This is a genomic window from Pseudomonas sp. 1L-E-NC-VB-C3 (assembly GCF_057291535.1).
Map to the genome: position 1 here is coordinate 80865 of NZ_JBXAWD010000007.1, position 15103 is coordinate 95967.

General features: G+C 61.6%; 15 protein-coding genes. 5 read left to right on the forward strand and 10 right to left on the reverse strand.

Annotation, left to right across the window (positions count from 1 at the left end):
- Window positions 1-11: 11 nt before the first annotated feature.
- Window positions 12-1814, forward strand: coding sequence for a motility hub landmark protein FimV (locus AC0Z5Z_RS13195; RefSeq protein ID WP_252868982.1), 1803 nt, complete (start codon window positions 12-14; stop codon window positions 1812-1814).
- Window positions 1815-1919: 105 nt separating this feature from the next.
- On the opposite strand, the gene AC0Z5Z_RS13200 is transcribed toward AC0Z5Z_RS13195, so the two are convergent.
- Window positions 1920-4109 (reverse strand): patatin-like phospholipase family protein, encoded by a 2190-nt coding sequence (locus tag AC0Z5Z_RS13200; protein ID WP_310214889.1) that lies wholly within the window; start codon window positions 4107-4109, stop codon window positions 1920-1922.
- 71 nt (window positions 4110-4180) lie between these two features.
- Here AC0Z5Z_RS13200 and AC0Z5Z_RS13205 point away from each other — a divergent pair, with 71 nt between their 5' ends.
- Window positions 4181-4468 carry an Rdx family protein gene (locus AC0Z5Z_RS13205; protein WP_076566525.1) on the forward strand — a complete coding sequence of 96 codons (288 nt, stop codon included), beginning with the start codon at window positions 4181-4183 and terminating at the stop codon, window positions 4466-4468.
- Here AC0Z5Z_RS13205 and AC0Z5Z_RS13210 read toward each other — a convergent pair.
- Both AC0Z5Z_RS13210 and AC0Z5Z_RS13215 read right to left on the reverse strand, forming a co-directional pair.
- Window positions 4462-5355 (reverse strand): DMT family transporter, encoded by an 894-nt coding sequence (locus AC0Z5Z_RS13210; RefSeq protein WP_095180689.1) that lies wholly within the window; start codon window positions 5353-5355, stop codon window positions 4462-4464. The two genes, AC0Z5Z_RS13205 and AC0Z5Z_RS13210, sit on opposite strands and share 7 nt — an antisense overlap.
- Before the next feature lie 72 nt (window positions 5356-5427).
- Window positions 5428-6192, reverse strand: coding sequence for an AraC family transcriptional regulator (locus AC0Z5Z_RS13215; protein WP_024012062.1), 765 nt, complete (start codon window positions 6190-6192; stop codon window positions 5428-5430).
- A gap of 135 nt (window positions 6193-6327) precedes the next feature.
- Between AC0Z5Z_RS13215 and AC0Z5Z_RS13220 the strand changes: the two genes are divergently transcribed.
- On the forward strand, window positions 6328-7143 hold the full coding sequence (locus AC0Z5Z_RS13220; protein ID WP_095180691.1) for a UDP-2,3-diacylglucosamine diphosphatase: 816 nt from the start codon (window positions 6328-6330) through the stop codon (window positions 7141-7143).
- Between the two features lie 110 nt (window positions 7144-7253).
- Here the strand turns inward: AC0Z5Z_RS13220 and AC0Z5Z_RS13225 are convergent, their stop codons facing one another.
- Together AC0Z5Z_RS13225 and AC0Z5Z_RS13230 are read right to left on the reverse strand one after the other, a co-directional pair.
- On the reverse strand, window positions 7254-7844 hold the full coding sequence (locus AC0Z5Z_RS13225; RefSeq protein ID WP_056783723.1) for an HD domain-containing protein: 591 nt from the start codon (window positions 7842-7844) through the stop codon (window positions 7254-7256).
- A gap of 14 nt (window positions 7845-7858) precedes the next feature.
- On the reverse strand, window positions 7859-8170 hold the full coding sequence (locus tag AC0Z5Z_RS13230; protein WP_095180692.1) for an Mpo1-like protein: 312 nt from the start codon (window positions 8168-8170) through the stop codon (window positions 7859-7861).
- A 165-nt stretch (window positions 8171-8335) separates the two neighbouring features.
- Here AC0Z5Z_RS13230 and AC0Z5Z_RS13235 point away from each other — a divergent pair, with 165 nt between their 5' ends.
- Window positions 8336-9397 carry an AraC family transcriptional regulator gene (locus tag AC0Z5Z_RS13235; protein ID WP_485611194.1) on the forward strand — a complete coding sequence of 354 codons (1062 nt, stop codon included), beginning with the start codon at window positions 8336-8338 and terminating at the stop codon, window positions 9395-9397.
- On the opposite strand, the gene AC0Z5Z_RS13240 is transcribed toward AC0Z5Z_RS13235, so the two are convergent.
- The gene (locus AC0Z5Z_RS13240; RefSeq protein ID WP_024012066.1) at window positions 9354-10808 is read right to left on the reverse strand and encodes a TrkH family potassium uptake protein; all 1455 of its coding nucleotides are present in this window, start codon (window positions 10806-10808) and stop codon (window positions 9354-9356) included. The two genes, AC0Z5Z_RS13235 and AC0Z5Z_RS13240, sit on opposite strands and share 44 nt — an antisense overlap.
- 121 nt (window positions 10809-10929) lie before the next feature.
- Between AC0Z5Z_RS13240 and AC0Z5Z_RS13245 the strand changes: the two genes are divergently transcribed.
- Complete coding sequence (locus AC0Z5Z_RS13245) at window positions 10930-11496, forward strand: nitroreductase family protein (protein WP_056783730.1); 567 nt, start codon at window positions 10930-10932, stop codon at window positions 11494-11496.
- Between the two features lie 213 nt (window positions 11497-11709).
- On the opposite strand, the gene AC0Z5Z_RS13250 is transcribed toward AC0Z5Z_RS13245, so the two are convergent.
- The 4 genes from AC0Z5Z_RS13250 to AC0Z5Z_RS13265 form a co-directional block, all read right to left on the reverse strand.
- Window positions 11710-13050 carry a sensor histidine kinase gene (locus AC0Z5Z_RS13250; RefSeq protein ID WP_485611195.1) on the reverse strand — a complete coding sequence of 447 codons (1341 nt, stop codon included), beginning with the start codon at window positions 13048-13050 and terminating at the stop codon, window positions 11710-11712.
- A 176-nt stretch (window positions 13051-13226) separates the two neighbouring features.
- Complete coding sequence (locus AC0Z5Z_RS13255; protein ID WP_310214903.1) at window positions 13227-13679, reverse strand: Spy/CpxP family protein refolding chaperone; 453 nt, start codon at window positions 13677-13679, stop codon at window positions 13227-13229.
- Between the two features lie 259 nt (window positions 13680-13938).
- Window positions 13939-14616: a response regulator transcription factor gene (locus tag AC0Z5Z_RS13260; RefSeq protein ID WP_016771129.1), complete on the reverse strand. Its 678-nt coding sequence runs from the start codon at window positions 14614-14616 to the stop codon at window positions 13939-13941.
- Window positions 14617-14623: 7 nt separating this feature from the next.
- Window positions 14624-15034, reverse strand: a complete 411-nt coding sequence (locus AC0Z5Z_RS13265) for an SH3 domain-containing protein (RefSeq protein ID WP_039761083.1) — start codon at window positions 15032-15034, stop codon at window positions 14624-14626.
- Window positions 15035-15103: the final 69 nt, after the last annotated feature.

Consider the following 15103-nt stretch of genomic DNA (forward strand, 5'->3'; position numbering starts at 1 on the left):
AAGGGATGCTCATGCTCGCAAGTCGGCACGTGCTGCGCGGGGGCGCCAAATGGCTGCTGCTCGCTGGCGTATTCAGCTATTCGACCTGGTCGATGGCGTTGGGGTTGGGCGAAATCACTGTTCACTCAGCCCTCAATCAGCCGTTCAAGGCCGACATCGCGCTGGTCGATGTCGGTACGTTGACGCAAAACGATCTCTCGGCCAGCCTGGCTTCGGCGGATGAGTTCGGCCGGGCGGGCGTCGAGCGGGTGTTCTTTCTCAATGACCTCAAGTTCACTCCGATCCTGCGCGGCAGCCGCCAGATGATCCGGGTGACGTCCGGCAAACCGGTCAACGAACCTTTCCTGAATTTCCTCGTGCAGCTCGATCAACCCAACGGCCGTCTGCTGCGCGAGTACACGGTGTTGATCGATCCGCCGGGTTCGCCGGGCATCGTGCCCGCCACCGACGAGCCGGATCCGCGCCCGCAATCTTCTGAGTTTCCAACCGTCGAACCGGTTACCGCACCGCCCCAGGCTGCCCAAGGCAAACGCCCTGCGACGCCTGTGCCGCCAACGCCGGCGCCGCCTGCCAATGATGCGCAGGCCGAGCAACTGGCCGCCAGCGTGCTGCTCACCCAGCAACTGCAAAAGACCCTCGACGAACAGAACCTCAGGCTGCAAGAGCAGCAAGTGCAAATAGCCGACGGCAAGAAGCAGATTGAAGATTTGCAAACCCGCTTGGCCGAAGTGCAGAAAGCACCGCCACCGCCCGTGGTCGCTCCGGTTCCGGCCGCTGTTTCAGCCCCGGTCGAGGCGGCAGACGATGGCGTGAACTGGCCGCTGCTCGGCGGACTTCTATTGCTGCTGGGCGTGCTGGCTGCGTTGCTCATACGTCGCCGTCAGCAAGGTTCGACCGCAGATGGCACGCCGATGCCGCTATTGCCTGTGAGCGCCGAAGACAACGTTGATGAGCCTGAACTTCAACAATCTGTCGGTGCGCACGCGGCCGCCGATCATCGCGACGAACCCGGTGCCGGCGACGTGCTGGAGGCTGTGGGCATCTATCTGGCCTACGGCCGGCTCAGCGAAGCCGCCGGGCTGCTGCGCGATGCCTTGCACAAGGAGCCTGAACGCACCGATCTCGGTTTGCAGTTGCTGGAGGTTCTTGGGCGCCAGGGTGACAGCGCCGCTTACGAACAGCAGGAAAACCGCCTGCGTGCGCTTGGCGTCGATGAGCGCGAACTGATTGAAACCCGCGCTCGCCATCCCAAACTGGCAGGCGCCGCACCGGCGGCATTTGCAGCAACGCCAATCGCGCCTGAGCTGCCCGTGGCCACGGCAGCGACCGCAGCTGCGCCGCTTGCATCGTCGCCCGGCGCTCTCGAGGATGATTTCGAATTGAATCTGGGCGAGCTGTCGATGGATTCAAATTGGGATCTGAACGACAGCCGCACCGATTCCGCCGCACCGCCAATCGATGATCCAGAGCTGGGCACTAGCTTGTCAGTGCTGCCTGTCGATTTTGACCTGCCACAGGCTGCATCTGCTGAAGAAGCCGAACTTGAATGGATACCCGAACCCGACGCCCAGCCGCTCGACGATGACTTTCTCAATGAGTTCGGCGATCCCGAGCCGTCGCTGGTGCTGGAACCTTTGGATCTGCAACCACCCGAGTCCACCGACATCGAGTCCGCCGGCAAGCTCGAACAGGCACAAACCTGCATCGACGATGGCGACATCGACAGTGCGATCGCGCTGCTCAATGAATTGCTCAGGGAAGGGGATGAGCCGTTGAAGCAGACGGCAAGGACGTTGTTGGCGGGGATTCGCTGAGCGCCAACGGATTTTTGGGTTCACCCGAGACCGCCTTCGCGAGCAGGCTCGCTCCCACAGGATAGAGCGCATTCCATAGTGGGAGCGAGCCTGCTCGCGAAGGCGTCAGAACGTCTGCCCCAGATTCAGATAAACCGCCTGCTCATCCGCATCATTCAACCCATACGTGAAGTTCAACGGCCCCAGCGGCGTGTCGAAGCCGATAAACACACTCGCGGCGTTGATGTAGCCGCTGTCGAACTCATTGTCATTGTTCCACGCCCGACCGCGCTCCAGCGAGGCGCCGGCGTACAGCGGGAAGTCCAGCGGCAGGTACGAGCGCGGCGTCAGGCGGCGGTAGTACACGGCGCGCATCAGGCTGACATTCTGCCCGGACAGCGCATCCTCACGGAATCCTGACAACTGCCGCGCGCCGCCGAGCAGGAAGCTTGAGGTCACCACATTGGCATCGTCCAGCGTCCGGCCGTAGCGCCCGCCGAGTATCAGCGTATCCGGCCCGTGGCTCATGGCCTTGTCGAAATTCAATTCCCACTGGCGATAGCGATTGTCTGAACCCAGGCCCGGTTCGAACTGGGCAAACGTCAGGCTGACGTCCTTGCCCTCGTGCGGAAAGTAGACGTTGTCCAGCGAGTCGTAGGAATACTTCACGGTATAGAAGCCTTCGTTGAAACTCTCGCTCGGCAGATCCTGATCGCCGATGCGTACGTCAGCTTTGCCCCAGGCCTGGCCGACGCCGAGTCGCACTTCACCGTTGTTGCCGATCTGCCGGCCGAGGTTGAGGCCGAAGCCGTAACGCTCGACGCGATACTGGGCGATCGGATCGTTATCCAGCACCGAGTCAACGTTCTGCGCCTCGAACGACCCGTAGGGCGCGACGAAGTAACGCGAGCCGACGTCCAGCGGCTGATAGAACTCGCTGTACAGCTCCTGCTTGTCGCCGATCTGCGCGCGGGTCAGCCATTCCGCACCGAGGCGGTTGATGCCGTTGACGCGATAACTGGCACCAAGGTTGAAGGCACTGTCGCCGCGCATGTCGTCCGACAGATTCAGGCCGACCCGCAAGTAATCGGTGCCGCTGCGCTTGCCGCTGGCACTGATGACCAAGGTGTGATCCTGGCCTTTGTGCACCACGCGGTAACGCACTTGATCGAAGTAATCGAGGCCGTACAGCGTGCCCATGTCCGAATGCAGGCGGCCCAGGTCCAGCGGCGCGCCGATCGGTTGGCGGATGTAATAGCGAATCACGTCATCGTCGACCTTCGAGTCATTTTCGACGCGGATCGCGGTGATGATCGGCGTGCGCTGGCCCGGCTGACGGGCGGCGTTCAGTTCCGCGTCCTGGGTTTGAGTCGGCTTGAGTTGCGCCAGCCGCGCATCGAGGATTCGCGTGGCGCGATAACCGGCGTCGATCATCTCTTGAGCCTTGCCGAAATCGGTCACGCCGAACGCGGCCAGCGCAGGCTGGATCAACACGTCATTGGCATGCAGAGTCGCCAGTTGTTCCTCGGAATTGCGCCGGGTCATCAGAGTGATCGACTGATTGAGCACATCGACCACCGTGGTCAGTTGCTTGCGATTGCGCAGCGGCGTGCCGATGTCGACGACGATGGCGATGTCGACGCCCATTTCCCGCGCAACATCCAGCGGGATGTTGTCGGTCATGCCACCGTCCACCAGCAGGCGCCCATCGAGCTCGACCGGGGCGAACACCGCCGGGATCGACATGCTCGCGCGGATCACTTGCGGCAGGTGGCCTTTGCGAAACACCACTTTTTCGCCATTGGCGATGTCGGTGGTCACGGCCCGAAACGGGATCGGCAGTTTGTCGAAGTCGCGGGTGTCGCTGGTGTGCGCCAACAGGCTTTCCAGCAACAGTGCGAGGTTCTGGCCCTGAATCACCCCCAATGGCAGGCCGAGACTGCCGTCGTCGCGGAAGCTGAGTTTCTGCTTCACCAGAAAATCGCGGTCGTCCTGCTTGCGTCGAAATGGCACGTCCTCACGCGGCGGCGCGTCGGACAGCGCCGCTTGCCAGTCGATGCTCAGGGCGAGTTTTTCCAGCTCGTCGATCTTATAGCCCGATGCGTACAGGCCGCCGACCACCGCGCCCATGCTGGTGCCGGCAATGGCGTCGATCCTGATGCCTTGTTCTTCCAGCGCCTTGAGCACGCCGATGTGCGCCAGCCCGCGCGCAGCGCCGCCGGACAGCACCAGGCCGACTTTCGGTCGTGGCGCTTCACTGGCGTGAACCAGCAGGGGAAGGAAACCAAGCAGCAGGCAAAACAGCAAACGGCGCATTGTGAGTCTCGGGGCAAGCGGTAAAGCCGGCTATTATAGCGGCGCCCTCTGTCTCAGGAGTTTCAGCGATCATGACCGTCGCCAAAGCCGAAGTTGTCATCACTTATTGCACTCAATGCCAGTGGCTGCTGCGCGCGGCGTGGCTGGCTCAGGAATTGCTCAGCACCTTCGCTGACGACCTGGGCAAAGTGTCGTTGGTGCCGGGCACCGGTGGGGTGTTTCACATCACTTGTGCGGGTGTGCAGATCTGGGAGCGCAAGACCGACGGTGGTTTCCCTGAGGCCAAGGTATTGAAGCAGCGAGTGCGCGATCAGATCGATCCTGACCGCGACCTCGGCCACAACGACCGCACTCAGTGAGAGGCGGCCTCGGCGGCGACGGTTGTCTTGTCGCTGCCGCCTGACATCCGCGCCGACACCACAATCGCGACGATGATCAACGCGCCACCGATGAGCATCCGCAGGGTCGGGGTTTCACTGAACAGCAGCCAGGCGAGGGTGATGCCGTAGACCGGCTCCATGGCGAACACCACTGCCGCCGTGCGTGCCTTGATCACCGCCAGACTGGCGACGAACAGGCTGTGCGCCACGCCCGTGCAGAACACTCCGAGCAGCGCGATCCACAACCAGTCCAGCGCTCGGACCTGACTCAACTGCGGCGCCGCGACCGGCAACAGACACAAAGCCACGACGACGTTCTGGCACAACGCTGCCTGCACCGCCGGGATGCGCCCGGAACTGGCGCGGTTGGTCAGCGACAGCAGGGAAAACAGCAGGCCGGACAACACTGCCCAAAGCAAGCCGACGGTGGCGCCGCTGCCCAGATCAAATGCGGGCGTCACCAGCACCAGACCGATGCTGACCAATACCACCAGGACGATTTCATTGGCACGAATACGTTCGCGGAAGATCAGTCCTTCGAGAATCACCGTGAACGCCGGGAAACTGGCAAAGCCCAACGTGGCGATGGCCACCCCGGCGATCTTCACGGATATGAAGAAACTCACCCAGTGCCCGGCCAGCAACACGCCGCTGAGGGCGAGGCGCCGCCAGTCCACGGCCTGAAGTTTCTGCCAACCATGCTGGCTGGCGAAACGGGCAAAAAATGCCAGGGCGAGCACGGCGAAAGCTGCACGTCCAAATACGATCACAGCAGGGGATGCGGCAGCGAGTTTGCCGAACACACCGGTCAGGCCAAACATCAAAGCGCCGATATGCAGAGCGCCGAGGGCGGTACGCGGAGTCATTGCATTCCTTTTTTCAGGTTCAACTTCATGGGGCCATTGAACCGCGTCTCGGCCTGCAAGTCTGTCGGCAGGCTATCGTCTTTTGTCGCAGGAATCGCGCCGGAGATGTCCGGGCGACGAGCCGAACTCACGTAGGACTGCGGCCGAGAACGCACTCTGCGAGCTGTAACCGACGCGACTGGCTACTTCACCAATCGGTAACGCAGTGTCGCGCAGCAGTTGCACCGCGAGATGCAGGCGTCGACTGCGGATGTAATCCATCGGCGTCTGTCCGCATTCGGCCATGAACCGTGCGTGCAGGCGCGCACTGGACAACCCGGCCACGCGCGCCAGGTCAGCGACTTGCAGCGGATAGCCGGCGTATTGCTCGATGTGCGCATCCAGCGCGGCGTAGGGCAGGCGACGCGCACGGAGTTCGGCAGGTTGCGCGTGATTGAGACTGGCCAGCAGCAACACCGCGCCTTGCTGCGCGATCAACGGATCGCTGACCGGACTGTTCGCCAGCCAGCTGACCAATTGGCTCTGCCCCGAGTCCAGCGACAGCCGCCCCGGATGATCGAGCAAGCGGCGACTGGCCTCGGCATGCGCGCCCAGCGAGTCCTGCACCCATTGTCCTTCAGGGATGTCGAGCACCAGGCAGCTGCTGCCTTGGGGACTGTCGCAGGCATGATGAGCGCCGGACGGAACCACCACGACACTCTGCTGACGCACTTGGCTGCCACAGCCCTCGACCTCGAAATCCAGCGCACCGGACAGCCCGAACACCAATTGCGCGTGCTCGTGGCTGTGCACAATCAAATCGTGGGTGTACTGACGCAGGGTGAGGATCGGTCGCATGGCAGGTTGTCTCCGAAGTGGCCGCCAGTCTACACCGCCGTACGCCGGATGCGCTGTCACACGACTGACTCAAGCCTGTCACGCTCGATTAACCCGGCGCGCGCAAGCTGGCGAAAACATCGCAGAGGGTTGCCCATGACCAGCGCCGAGCTCGCCCGACCCAGTCGCAAACAACGGGTGCGAACCCTGTGGATCTCCGATGTGCACCTGGGCACCCGGGATTGCCAGGCCGAGCACTTGTCGCAATTTCTCAAGGGCTACCACGCCGACAAGGTCTATCTGGTCGGCGACATCATCGACGGCTGGAAACTGCGCAGCGGCATGTACTGGCCGCAAGCCCACACCAACGTCATCCGCCGATTGCTGACCATGAGCAAGCGCGGCACTGAGGTGATCTACGTCACCGGCAACCATGACGAATTCCTGCGGCGCTATTCGAAACTGATTCTGGGCAATATCCAGTTGGTCGACGAGGCGGTGCACGTTACGGCGGACGGTCGGCATTTGCTGGTGATCCACGGCGATCAGTTCGATGTGATCACCCGCTATCACCGCTGGCTGGCGTTTCTCGGCGACTCGGCCTACGAATTCACCCTGACCCTCAACCGCTGGCTCAATCACTGGCGTGCCCGCTATGGCTACGGTTACTGGTCGCTGTCGGCGTACCTGAAACACAAGGTCAAGACAGCGGTGAGTTTCATCAGCGACTTTGAAGAAGCCATCGCCCACGAGTGCGTGAAGCGCGAACTGCATGGCGTGGTTTGCGGGCATATACACCATGCCGAGATTCGTAAGGTGGGGGAGGTGGACTACCTCAATTGCGGCGATTGGGTCGAGTCGTGCACGGCGCTGATCGAGCATTGGGACGGCACGATCGAGTTGTATCGGCTGGCGGATGCCCAGGCGCGGGAGGCGCAATTGAAAGCTGCCAAAGTTGCCGAGCTCGCCTGAGCGAAAGATCACCCTGTGGGAGCGAGCCTGCTCGCGAAGGCGTAGTGTCAGACAAAGCTTATGTGCCTGATACAGCGCTTTCGCGAGCAGGCTCGCTCCCACATGTGTTCTCAGGCGGGGCTGTGTTCTTGCATCGCGGCTTTGTAGATCGAGTTCTTCGGCTGCGCAAACAGCCTTTCCATCATTGGCTCGAAGAAACTCAGCGGCAACGTGTCGTATGCCGGATCAAACGCCGCCGCATCGTATTTGGCACAGAACTCGGCAGTGGCGTGGAACTGCGGATGGTCCTTGAATTGCTCGCGCAAATGCCGATCCATGCCCAGGTGATGAAAGAAGTAATAGCCCTGAAAGATGCCGTGCTTCTCCACCATCCACAGATTTTCCGCACTCACGAACGGCTTGAGAATCGCTGCGGCGATGTCCGGATGGTTGTAGGAACCGAGGGTGTCGCCGATGTCGTGCAACAGCGCGCAGACCACGTATTCCTCGTCACGCCCGTCGCGAAACGCGCGGGTCGCGGTTTGCAACGAGTGGGTCAGGCGATCCACCGGGAAACCACCGAAGTCGCCTTCAAGCAGCTTCAAATGCGCGAGGATCCGCGATGGCAGCTGTCTGGCATAGGCACTGAAATCGGCGGCGATAATCGCCCAGTCTTCCTCGGTGCCGTCCTTCATATGGGTGAAGCGAGCATGGGCATTCATTGGCAGACCCTCATTCAGAACGCCACGCGACCGAGAATCATGTCGCGGTACATGACGAAATCGCCGAGCAGGCTGTACAGCGGATACTGAAACGTCGCCGGGCGGTTTTTCTCGAAAAAGAAATGGCCGATCCAGGCAAAGCTGTAACCGGCCAGAGGTAGCGCGAGCAACAGCAGCCAGGCGCCTTTGGCGATGCTCAGGGCGAGAATGAAGATGACCAGAGAAGTGCCGATGAAATGCAGACGACGGCAGGTGCTGTTGCTGTGTTCGGCGAGGTAATACGGATAGAACTCGGCGAAGCTGTTGAACTGCTTGATGTTTTCCACGACCGCGCTCTCTGTGGTGATTGTTCTGGCAACAAGTTGTGCGTCGGGCAGCTTATTTGAGTCTAGAGTGATCATTGGCGTGGGCGAGTGACAATCGGCGCCACTTTAGTATCCTTCGCAAATAGGGCGGTTATCTGCAGCCCGTCATGTAAAAGAATAACAACCATGAGCGAACGAACGACTTCTGCAAGCTGGGCGATGGGGATTGTCAAAGCACTGGAGATGGACGGCCTGGATTGCCGGGTTCTGTTCAGGCAACTGGGGCTGGATTTCAGCGCCCTTGAAGATCCGGATGCACGCTTCCCGCAAGACTCCATGACCCGGCTCTGGCAGCGCGCGGTCGAGGTGTCCGGCAACCCGGCGATCGGCCTGAACATGGGCAAAGTGGTGCGCCCGGCCTCGTTTCATGTCGCCGGCTATGCGCTGATGTCGAGCAATACCCTGGCTGAAGGCTTCCAGCGTCTGGTGCGCTATCAACGCATCATTGCCGAAAGCGCTGATCTGAGCTTTCGCCTGCTCGACGAAGGTTACGCGCTGATTCTCACCGTGCACGGCGATCATCTGCCGCCGACCCGGCAGAGCACCGAAGCGTCACTCGCCTGTGCACTGGCGCTGTGCGGCTGGCTGACCGGGCGCCCGCTGCACCCGGTCAAAGTGTTGATTCAGGGCGATCAGCCGACAAATCTGCAACCTTATAAAGAAGCCTTTCACGCACCGCTGGTGTTCAACGCGCCGTACGACGCGTTGATTTTCGAACGGGCCGATATGGAGGCGCCGCTGCCGACCGCCAACGAAGCCATGGCGCTGTTGCATGATCGCTTTGCCGGGGAATATCTGGCGCGGTTCTCCGAGAGCCGCGTGACGCACCGGGCACGCCAAGTGTTGTGTCGTTTGTTGCCTCAAGGTGAGCCCAAGCGCGACACCGTGGCGCAGACGCTGCACCTGTCGCAGCGCACTTTGCAGCGGCGCTTGCAGGAGGAGGGCACCAGTTTTCAGCAGTTGCTCGACGACACCCGCCGCGAGCTGGCTGAGCAATATCTGGCGCAACCGAGCATGACCTTGCTGGAAATCGCCTACCTGTTGGGCTTTGCCGACCCGAGCAACTTCTTCCGCGCTTTTCGCCGCTGGTTCGACACCACGCCCGGCGAGTACCGCTTGCGCCTGGCGCAGGTGCCAGATGCGGTCAATGACGCCAGAACGCCGGAATACACAGCACAAACACCGTAATGATCTCCAGTCGGCCGAGCAGCATGCCGAACGACAGAATCCATTTCGCCGCATCCGGCAGGGTCGCGAAGTTGCCGGCCGGGCCGATGGTTTCGCCCAGGCCCGGGCCGACGCCGGACACGGTGCTGGCGGCGCCGGTCAGTGCGGTCATCCAGTCGACTCCGAGCAGCGACAGCAGCAGCGCGATCACGCAGATGGTGATGGCGAAGAAGAACGAGAAAGTCAGGATCGAACGAACAATTTCTTCGTCGAGGCGGTGACCGTTGTACTTCTGTTTGATCACCGCGCGCGGGTGGATCAGCTGATTGAGGTTGGCCTTGAGCAGGATGTAGGCGACCTGAAAACGGAAAATCTTGATCCCGCCCGCCGTCGAACCTGAGCAGCCGCCGACAAAACCCAGATAGAAAAACAGCATCAGCGAGAAGTTGCCCCACAGGCTGTAGTCACCTAGGGCAAAACCGGTGGTGGTGACTACCGAGGTCACGTTCAGCGCCACATGCCGCAATGCTTCCAGCCAATGCAGCTTGGTGGTCCACCAATACCAGGTGCCGAGCACCAGCCAGGTCACCAGCAACATTGCCAGCAAACCCTGCACCTGTTGATCCCTGATCAACGCACGGCGGTTGCCGCGCAGCGTCGCCACGTACAGGGTGAATGGCAGGCTGCCGAGAATCATGATAACGATCGCCACCCAGTGCACCGCCGGTTGCGTCCACTTGGCCAGCGACTGGTCAGAGGTCGAGAAACCACCGGTGGAAATCGCCGACATCGCGTGGTTGATCGCATCGAACGGGCTCATTCCGGCCCACCAGAACGCCAGACTGCCGAGAATGGTGATGCCGACGTAGGCCGCCACGATCAGCCGCGCCACCATGTGCGAGCGCGGCATGACTTTCTCCGAGCGATCGGAGGATTCGGTCTGGAACAGGCGCATGCCACCGATGCGCAGCAGCGGCAGAATCGCCACCGCCATGCCGATGAAGCCGATGCCGCCGATCCAGTGCAGCAGCGACCGCCACATCAGAATCCCCGGCGACATGTTGTCCAGGCCGTTGAGCACCGTGGAACCGGTGGCGGTGATGCCGGACATGCTTTCGAAGAACGAGTCGGTGTAGCTGATGTGCTGGGTCAGCAGAAACGGCAGCGCAGCGAAAATGCACACTACCAGCCAGCTGCTGACCGTCAGCAGATACATGTCGCGCGGGCGCAGGTGAATGTGTTCCGGTCTGCCGGGTATCACCAGAGCGAGGCCGGCGACAAAGGTGATCATGCTCGCCCAGAGGAACGACGGCAGATCGCTGGTGCGCTCGAAAATCACCAGCGTGGCCATCGGCACAACCATGGCCACAGCCAGCGTGATCAGGAAGATGCCGATGATAAAACCAATGATCCGTAAGGTCGGCAACGCCATGAAATCCGCTCGGGCTGATTGAACAAGGGCGCCATTCTACCTGCGGGGCAAGGCATGTAAACCGGCAGGCGCTGCGCAGTTGCAGCTAGAATAGCTGCACATTTTTCAAAGGAGGTGGCCGATGCAGGCTCTCGACGCGTTGCTCAACCGTGTTTCCGTTCCCCGCCTGGTCGAACCGGCCCCTACTGCCGAGCAGCGCGAAGCCCTGTTCGGCGCGGCCTTGCGTGCCCCGGATCACGGGCATTTGCAGCCTTACCGCTTTTTGACCGTCGAAGGCGCGGCGCGTGAGCAAATGGGCGAGTTGCTGGCCGAGGCGGCCCGCCAGCAGGGCGGCGAAGTCACCGACGCGATGATCGACAAGGCGCGCAACGGCCCACTGCGCGCGCCGCTGGTGGTTGTGGTCATCGCGAAATTGCAGGAACACGTGAAATATCCGAAGGCCGAGCAACTGCTCACGGCCGGCTGTGCGGCCCACGGGATTTTGCTCGCGGCGTATGCGCAGGGAATTGGCGCGGTGTGGCGCACCGGGGATCTGGCGTACTCCAAGCATGTGGCCGAAGGCCTGGGGCTGGTGGAAGGCGAGGAGGTGATCGCGTTCCTCTATCTCGGCACGCCGCAGAAAGAGCCGCGCGTGGCGGAGAAGGTTGATCTGGCTGAGTTCGTCAGCGCCTGGCCAGGTAAGGTCTGAAGATCAAAAGCCCCTCACCCTAACCCTCTCCCAGAGGGAGAGGGGACTGATTGGGGGATGCTTTGGAATTACACCGACCTGAGCGTCCTTCGCTGAATCCAGCGTCGGGATACCGGACGTCTGGTTTCTGCGAATCCATAAGGTCGATGCACAACGGCAGACAACTCACCCCAACCCTCTCCCTCCGGGAGAGGGTTGGGGTGAGGGGCTTTTTCAGGGCTGGACCACGACTCCCGGTACCAGCGGCAATTCCAGACTCGCCACAAAGCCGCCCTGCGGATGATTGGCCAGCGTCAGCGTGCCGCCATGCCGTTCTGCCGCGCGTTTGGCGATCGCCAGCCCCAGGCCATGCCCGGCAGCGGTCTGCCCCGGCGCCCGGTAGAACGGCTCGCCCAACTGACTCAGATGTTCGGTCTGCACCCCCGGCCCGTGGTCGCGCACGCTGATGACAATCCGCTCTCCCTGCCGCGCAGCCTGCAATTCGATTGGCTGATCGCTCGGGTTGAAGCGCTGGGCGTTGCGCAGCAGATTATCCACGGCGCGCTCGATCATCGTCGGCCAGCCTTTGAGATTCAGTTGTGACTCAGCTTGCAGGCGTACGGTCTGCTCGGGAGAGCCCAACTGCGCATCCTTTTGCAGTGTGGCGAGCAACGCATTCAGGTCGACTTCTTCAGCGCTGGCATTGTCGGCATCGACTCGCGCCAGCACCAGAATTTCACTGATCAACGCCTCCAGCCGATCGCATTCGCGGGTCAGGCGTGGCCACAGTTTTTCGCGCTCTTCAGGGTTGGCGCGCTCGGCCAAAGCCAACGCGATGCGCAGGCGCGCCAGTGGTGAGCGCAGTTCATGGGAGACATCGCGCAGCAACTGGCGCTGACTGCCGATCAGGCTTTGCAGGCGCGCGCCCATCCGGTTGAAATCGGTGGCCAGCACGCCGAATTCGTCGCGGCGGTTGGCGAGTTTCGCCAGACTGTTCTGCTGATAAGTCGTCTGCCCCAGATCATGCACCGCGCCGCGCAAGCGACTGAGCGGGCGGGTGATGGAGAAAGTCACGAGCAAACTGAACAGGGTCAGCACCACCAGCGCAATACCCAGCGCACTCAGTGGCCAGAGCAGACTTTCGCGGTGCCAGGCGTCGAGTTCCGGGTGCGGGATGCGGTAGATGAACAGGTAGGTGTCACCGGTTTTTTCGCTGGTGATTTCGTCGGTCAGGCGCCGCCACGGCAGGCGGCGATCGTCGTTGTTCTGCCGCGCTTCGAATGCTGCGGCCCGGCGCGGGAAGGTGCCACGCACCACCGGATCGCCGGTTTCATTGAGCACCTGAACGTCGATGTGATACTGGCGTTTACGTTGTTCGAGGATATCCTGCGCGGCTTCCTCGCCTTGGGCTTCGTAAGTCTGCGTCCATTCTGCGGCCAGCGTGTTGAGGCCGGGATGGCGGCTGAGAATCCACGCGTCCTGATTGAGCATGTGCCCGAGCAGGATCGACAGCCCGGCTACCAGAGCGATGGCCAGCCAGAAGCTCGCAAGAATCCGCCAGAACAGTGAACGCACAGAAACTCCTCGAAAATCACACCGTTCAAATGTGGGAGCGAGCCTGCTCGCGAAGGCGTAGTGTCAGTCAATCCATCGCTGGCTGATACACCGCCTTCGCGAGCAGGCTCGCTCCCACATTCGATTTGAATGGAACAGGCCCGACGAGGTAAGTCGTCGGGCCCAGGGTCAAGCCATTATTGCGCCTTTGGTGCCTGCTGCGCTTTCCAGGCCTTGAACTCGGCCCACTCGGCGCGGCGTTCGGCGCGTTTCTTCTGGATTTCGTCGAACTGCTTCTGTTGCTCGGGCTTAAGCAGTGCGCGGACATCGGACTCGGCTTTCTTGTGGTTGGCCGCGATCTCGTCCTTCATGGCTTTCTGGTCGGCCGGCGAGAGTTTTTCCAGGTACTTGTCGACCACCTGCTTACGCTCGTGCATCTGCTCGCCCATGATCTTGCGAATCTGCTCGCGCTGTTCGCGGGTCAGGTCGAGCTGGCTGTACGGGCCTTTGCCGTGCATGCCACCGTGCATCTGACCGCCGTGGCGCGGGCCGTCCAGCGGACCACCCAGCGGACCGCCATCCTGCGGCATGGCCATGGCCACGGTTGGCAGAGCGGCAGCGAACATCAGAGCGATAAGAGTCTTGCGCATGGTGTATCTCCTTGTCTCGTTCCCGGTACGTTCCGGATGAGTGCAGATTACGCAGATCAAGGTCAGCGGCGGTCAGCGCAGCGTAAAGCTTCGGTAAAGACGTTTCGTGCCCGGCCTTACACATATCCAGTGCAGGAGGTGCTGAAGGCTGCGATCTGATCGTTCCCACGCTCTGCGTAGGAATGCAGCCGAGGACGCTCTGCGTCCTGCAGCCTGAAGATCGCCGCCTTGGGCAGCTCGTACACGGAACAAGATGGTTTTACAGGCTGTAGTAGTAACCACGGCTACGCAGCGCAACGATGCGTGGGCGGCCGTCGGGGTGGGGGCCGATTTTTTTGCGCAGGTTGCTGACGTGCATGTCGAGGCTGCGGTCGTACAGGGTCAGCTTGCGGCCGAGGGCCAGTTGCGCCAGTTCCTGTTTGTCCAGCGGCTCGCCCGGCTGTTTGAGCAGGGCTTCGAGCAGGCGGCTTTCGGAGACGGTCAGGGTCAGTTCTTTTTCGTCGATGCTGACCACGCCGCGCACCGGGCTGAAACTCAGGTCGCCCAGCTCGAGCTGCGTCGAAACGGCTGCCGGGTGGCTGCGGCGCAACACGGCACGCAGGCGCGCGGTCAGTTCGCGGGGGTCGCAGGGTTTGGCCAGATAATCGTCGGCACCCAGTTCGAGGCCGAGGATGCGGTCCAGCGGTTCGCCACGCGCTGACAGCATCAGCACCGGCAGGTCGGCGTGGTCGTTGCGCAATTGCTTGAGCAGTTCCAGACCGCTGCCGTCGGGCAGCATCACGTCCAGCACCACCGCCGCCGGGGCGGTTTCGGCCAACGCCTTGCGGGCGCTCTGGCCGTCGTGGCAGGCGCGCACCTGGAAGCCTTCCTGGCTCAACCAGCTACTCAGGAGTTCGCACAACTCCTGGTCATCATCAATCAATAACAGCTCGCTCATGACTCACTCAATTTAGCCATTGCCGACGTTTTCGGCTTGCACCGCTGGCAAAGATACCGCAGAGCAGCGCCAATAGCGCTACCCCGGCGCCAGTGACGAACCACTGCTGTTGATCGGTCAGCAAACGCGGCAGCGGGCTGGCCTGGGCTTCCTTGAGTTGCAGCTTCAGACGCTGGTTCTCCTGGCGCAGCCGGGCGAGCTGGGCGCTTTCGCGAGTGTTGTCGGCATTTTGCAGTTGTTTGTTCAGTTCTTCGCGCTGCTGTTCACTGGCCTTCAGCCGCTGCTGCAGCTCGGTGATCTGGCTGCCGGCGCTCAATGACAATGGCGTGGAGCTGCCGCCTTCGGTGGTTTCCTCACCATGGGCGGGGGCCATGATCGACAACGTGAGCAACATCAGACACAACGGACCCTTGCGCATCGCGACACCTGTTTCCAAATGGATATTGGGCAGGTTGTCGGCAGGCAAACGAGAATAATGAGCGATTGA

What these genes read in the sequence shown, in the direction of transcription:
- AC0Z5Z_RS13195 (WP_252868982.1), top strand. Translation starts at nt 12, where the DNA reads ATGCTCGCAAGTCGGCACGTGCTGCGCGGGGGCGCCAAATGGCTGCTG.
- AC0Z5Z_RS13200 (WP_310214889.1), bottom strand. Translation starts at nt 4,109, where the DNA reads ATGCGCCGTTTGCTGTTTTGCCTGCTGCTTGGTTTCCTTCCCCTGCTG.
- AC0Z5Z_RS13205 (WP_076566525.1), top strand. Translation starts at nt 4,181, where the DNA reads ATGACCGTCGCCAAAGCCGAAGTTGTCATCACTTATTGCACTCAATGC.
- AC0Z5Z_RS13210 (WP_095180689.1), bottom strand. Translation starts at nt 5,355, where the DNA reads ATGACTCCGCGTACCGCCCTCGGCGCTCTGCATATCGGCGCTTTGATG.
- AC0Z5Z_RS13215 (WP_024012062.1), bottom strand. Translation starts at nt 6,192, where the DNA reads ATGCGACCGATCCTCACCCTGCGTCAGTACACCCACGATTTGATTGTG.
- AC0Z5Z_RS13220 (WP_095180691.1), top strand. Translation starts at nt 6,328, where the DNA reads ATGACCAGCGCCGAGCTCGCCCGACCCAGTCGCAAACAACGGGTGCGA.
- AC0Z5Z_RS13225 (WP_056783723.1), bottom strand. Translation starts at nt 7,844, where the DNA reads ATGAATGCCCATGCTCGCTTCACCCATATGAAGGACGGCACCGAGGAA.
- AC0Z5Z_RS13235 (WP_485611194.1), top strand. Translation starts at nt 8,336, where the DNA reads ATGAGCGAACGAACGACTTCTGCAAGCTGGGCGATGGGGATTGTCAAA.
- AC0Z5Z_RS13240 (WP_024012066.1), bottom strand. Translation starts at nt 10,808, where the DNA reads ATGGCGTTGCCGACCTTACGGATCATTGGTTTTATCATCGGCATCTTC.
- AC0Z5Z_RS13245 (WP_056783730.1), top strand. Translation starts at nt 10,930, where the DNA reads ATGCAGGCTCTCGACGCGTTGCTCAACCGTGTTTCCGTTCCCCGCCTG.
- AC0Z5Z_RS13255 (WP_310214903.1), bottom strand. Translation starts at nt 13,679, where the DNA reads ATGCGCAAGACTCTTATCGCTCTGATGTTCGCTGCCGCTCTGCCAACC.
- AC0Z5Z_RS13260 (WP_016771129.1), bottom strand. Translation starts at nt 14,616, where the DNA reads ATGAGCGAGCTGTTATTGATTGATGATGACCAGGAGTTGTGCGAACTC.
- AC0Z5Z_RS13265 (WP_039761083.1), bottom strand. Translation starts at nt 15,034, where the DNA reads ATGCGCAAGGGTCCGTTGTGTCTGATGTTGCTCACGTTGTCGATCATG.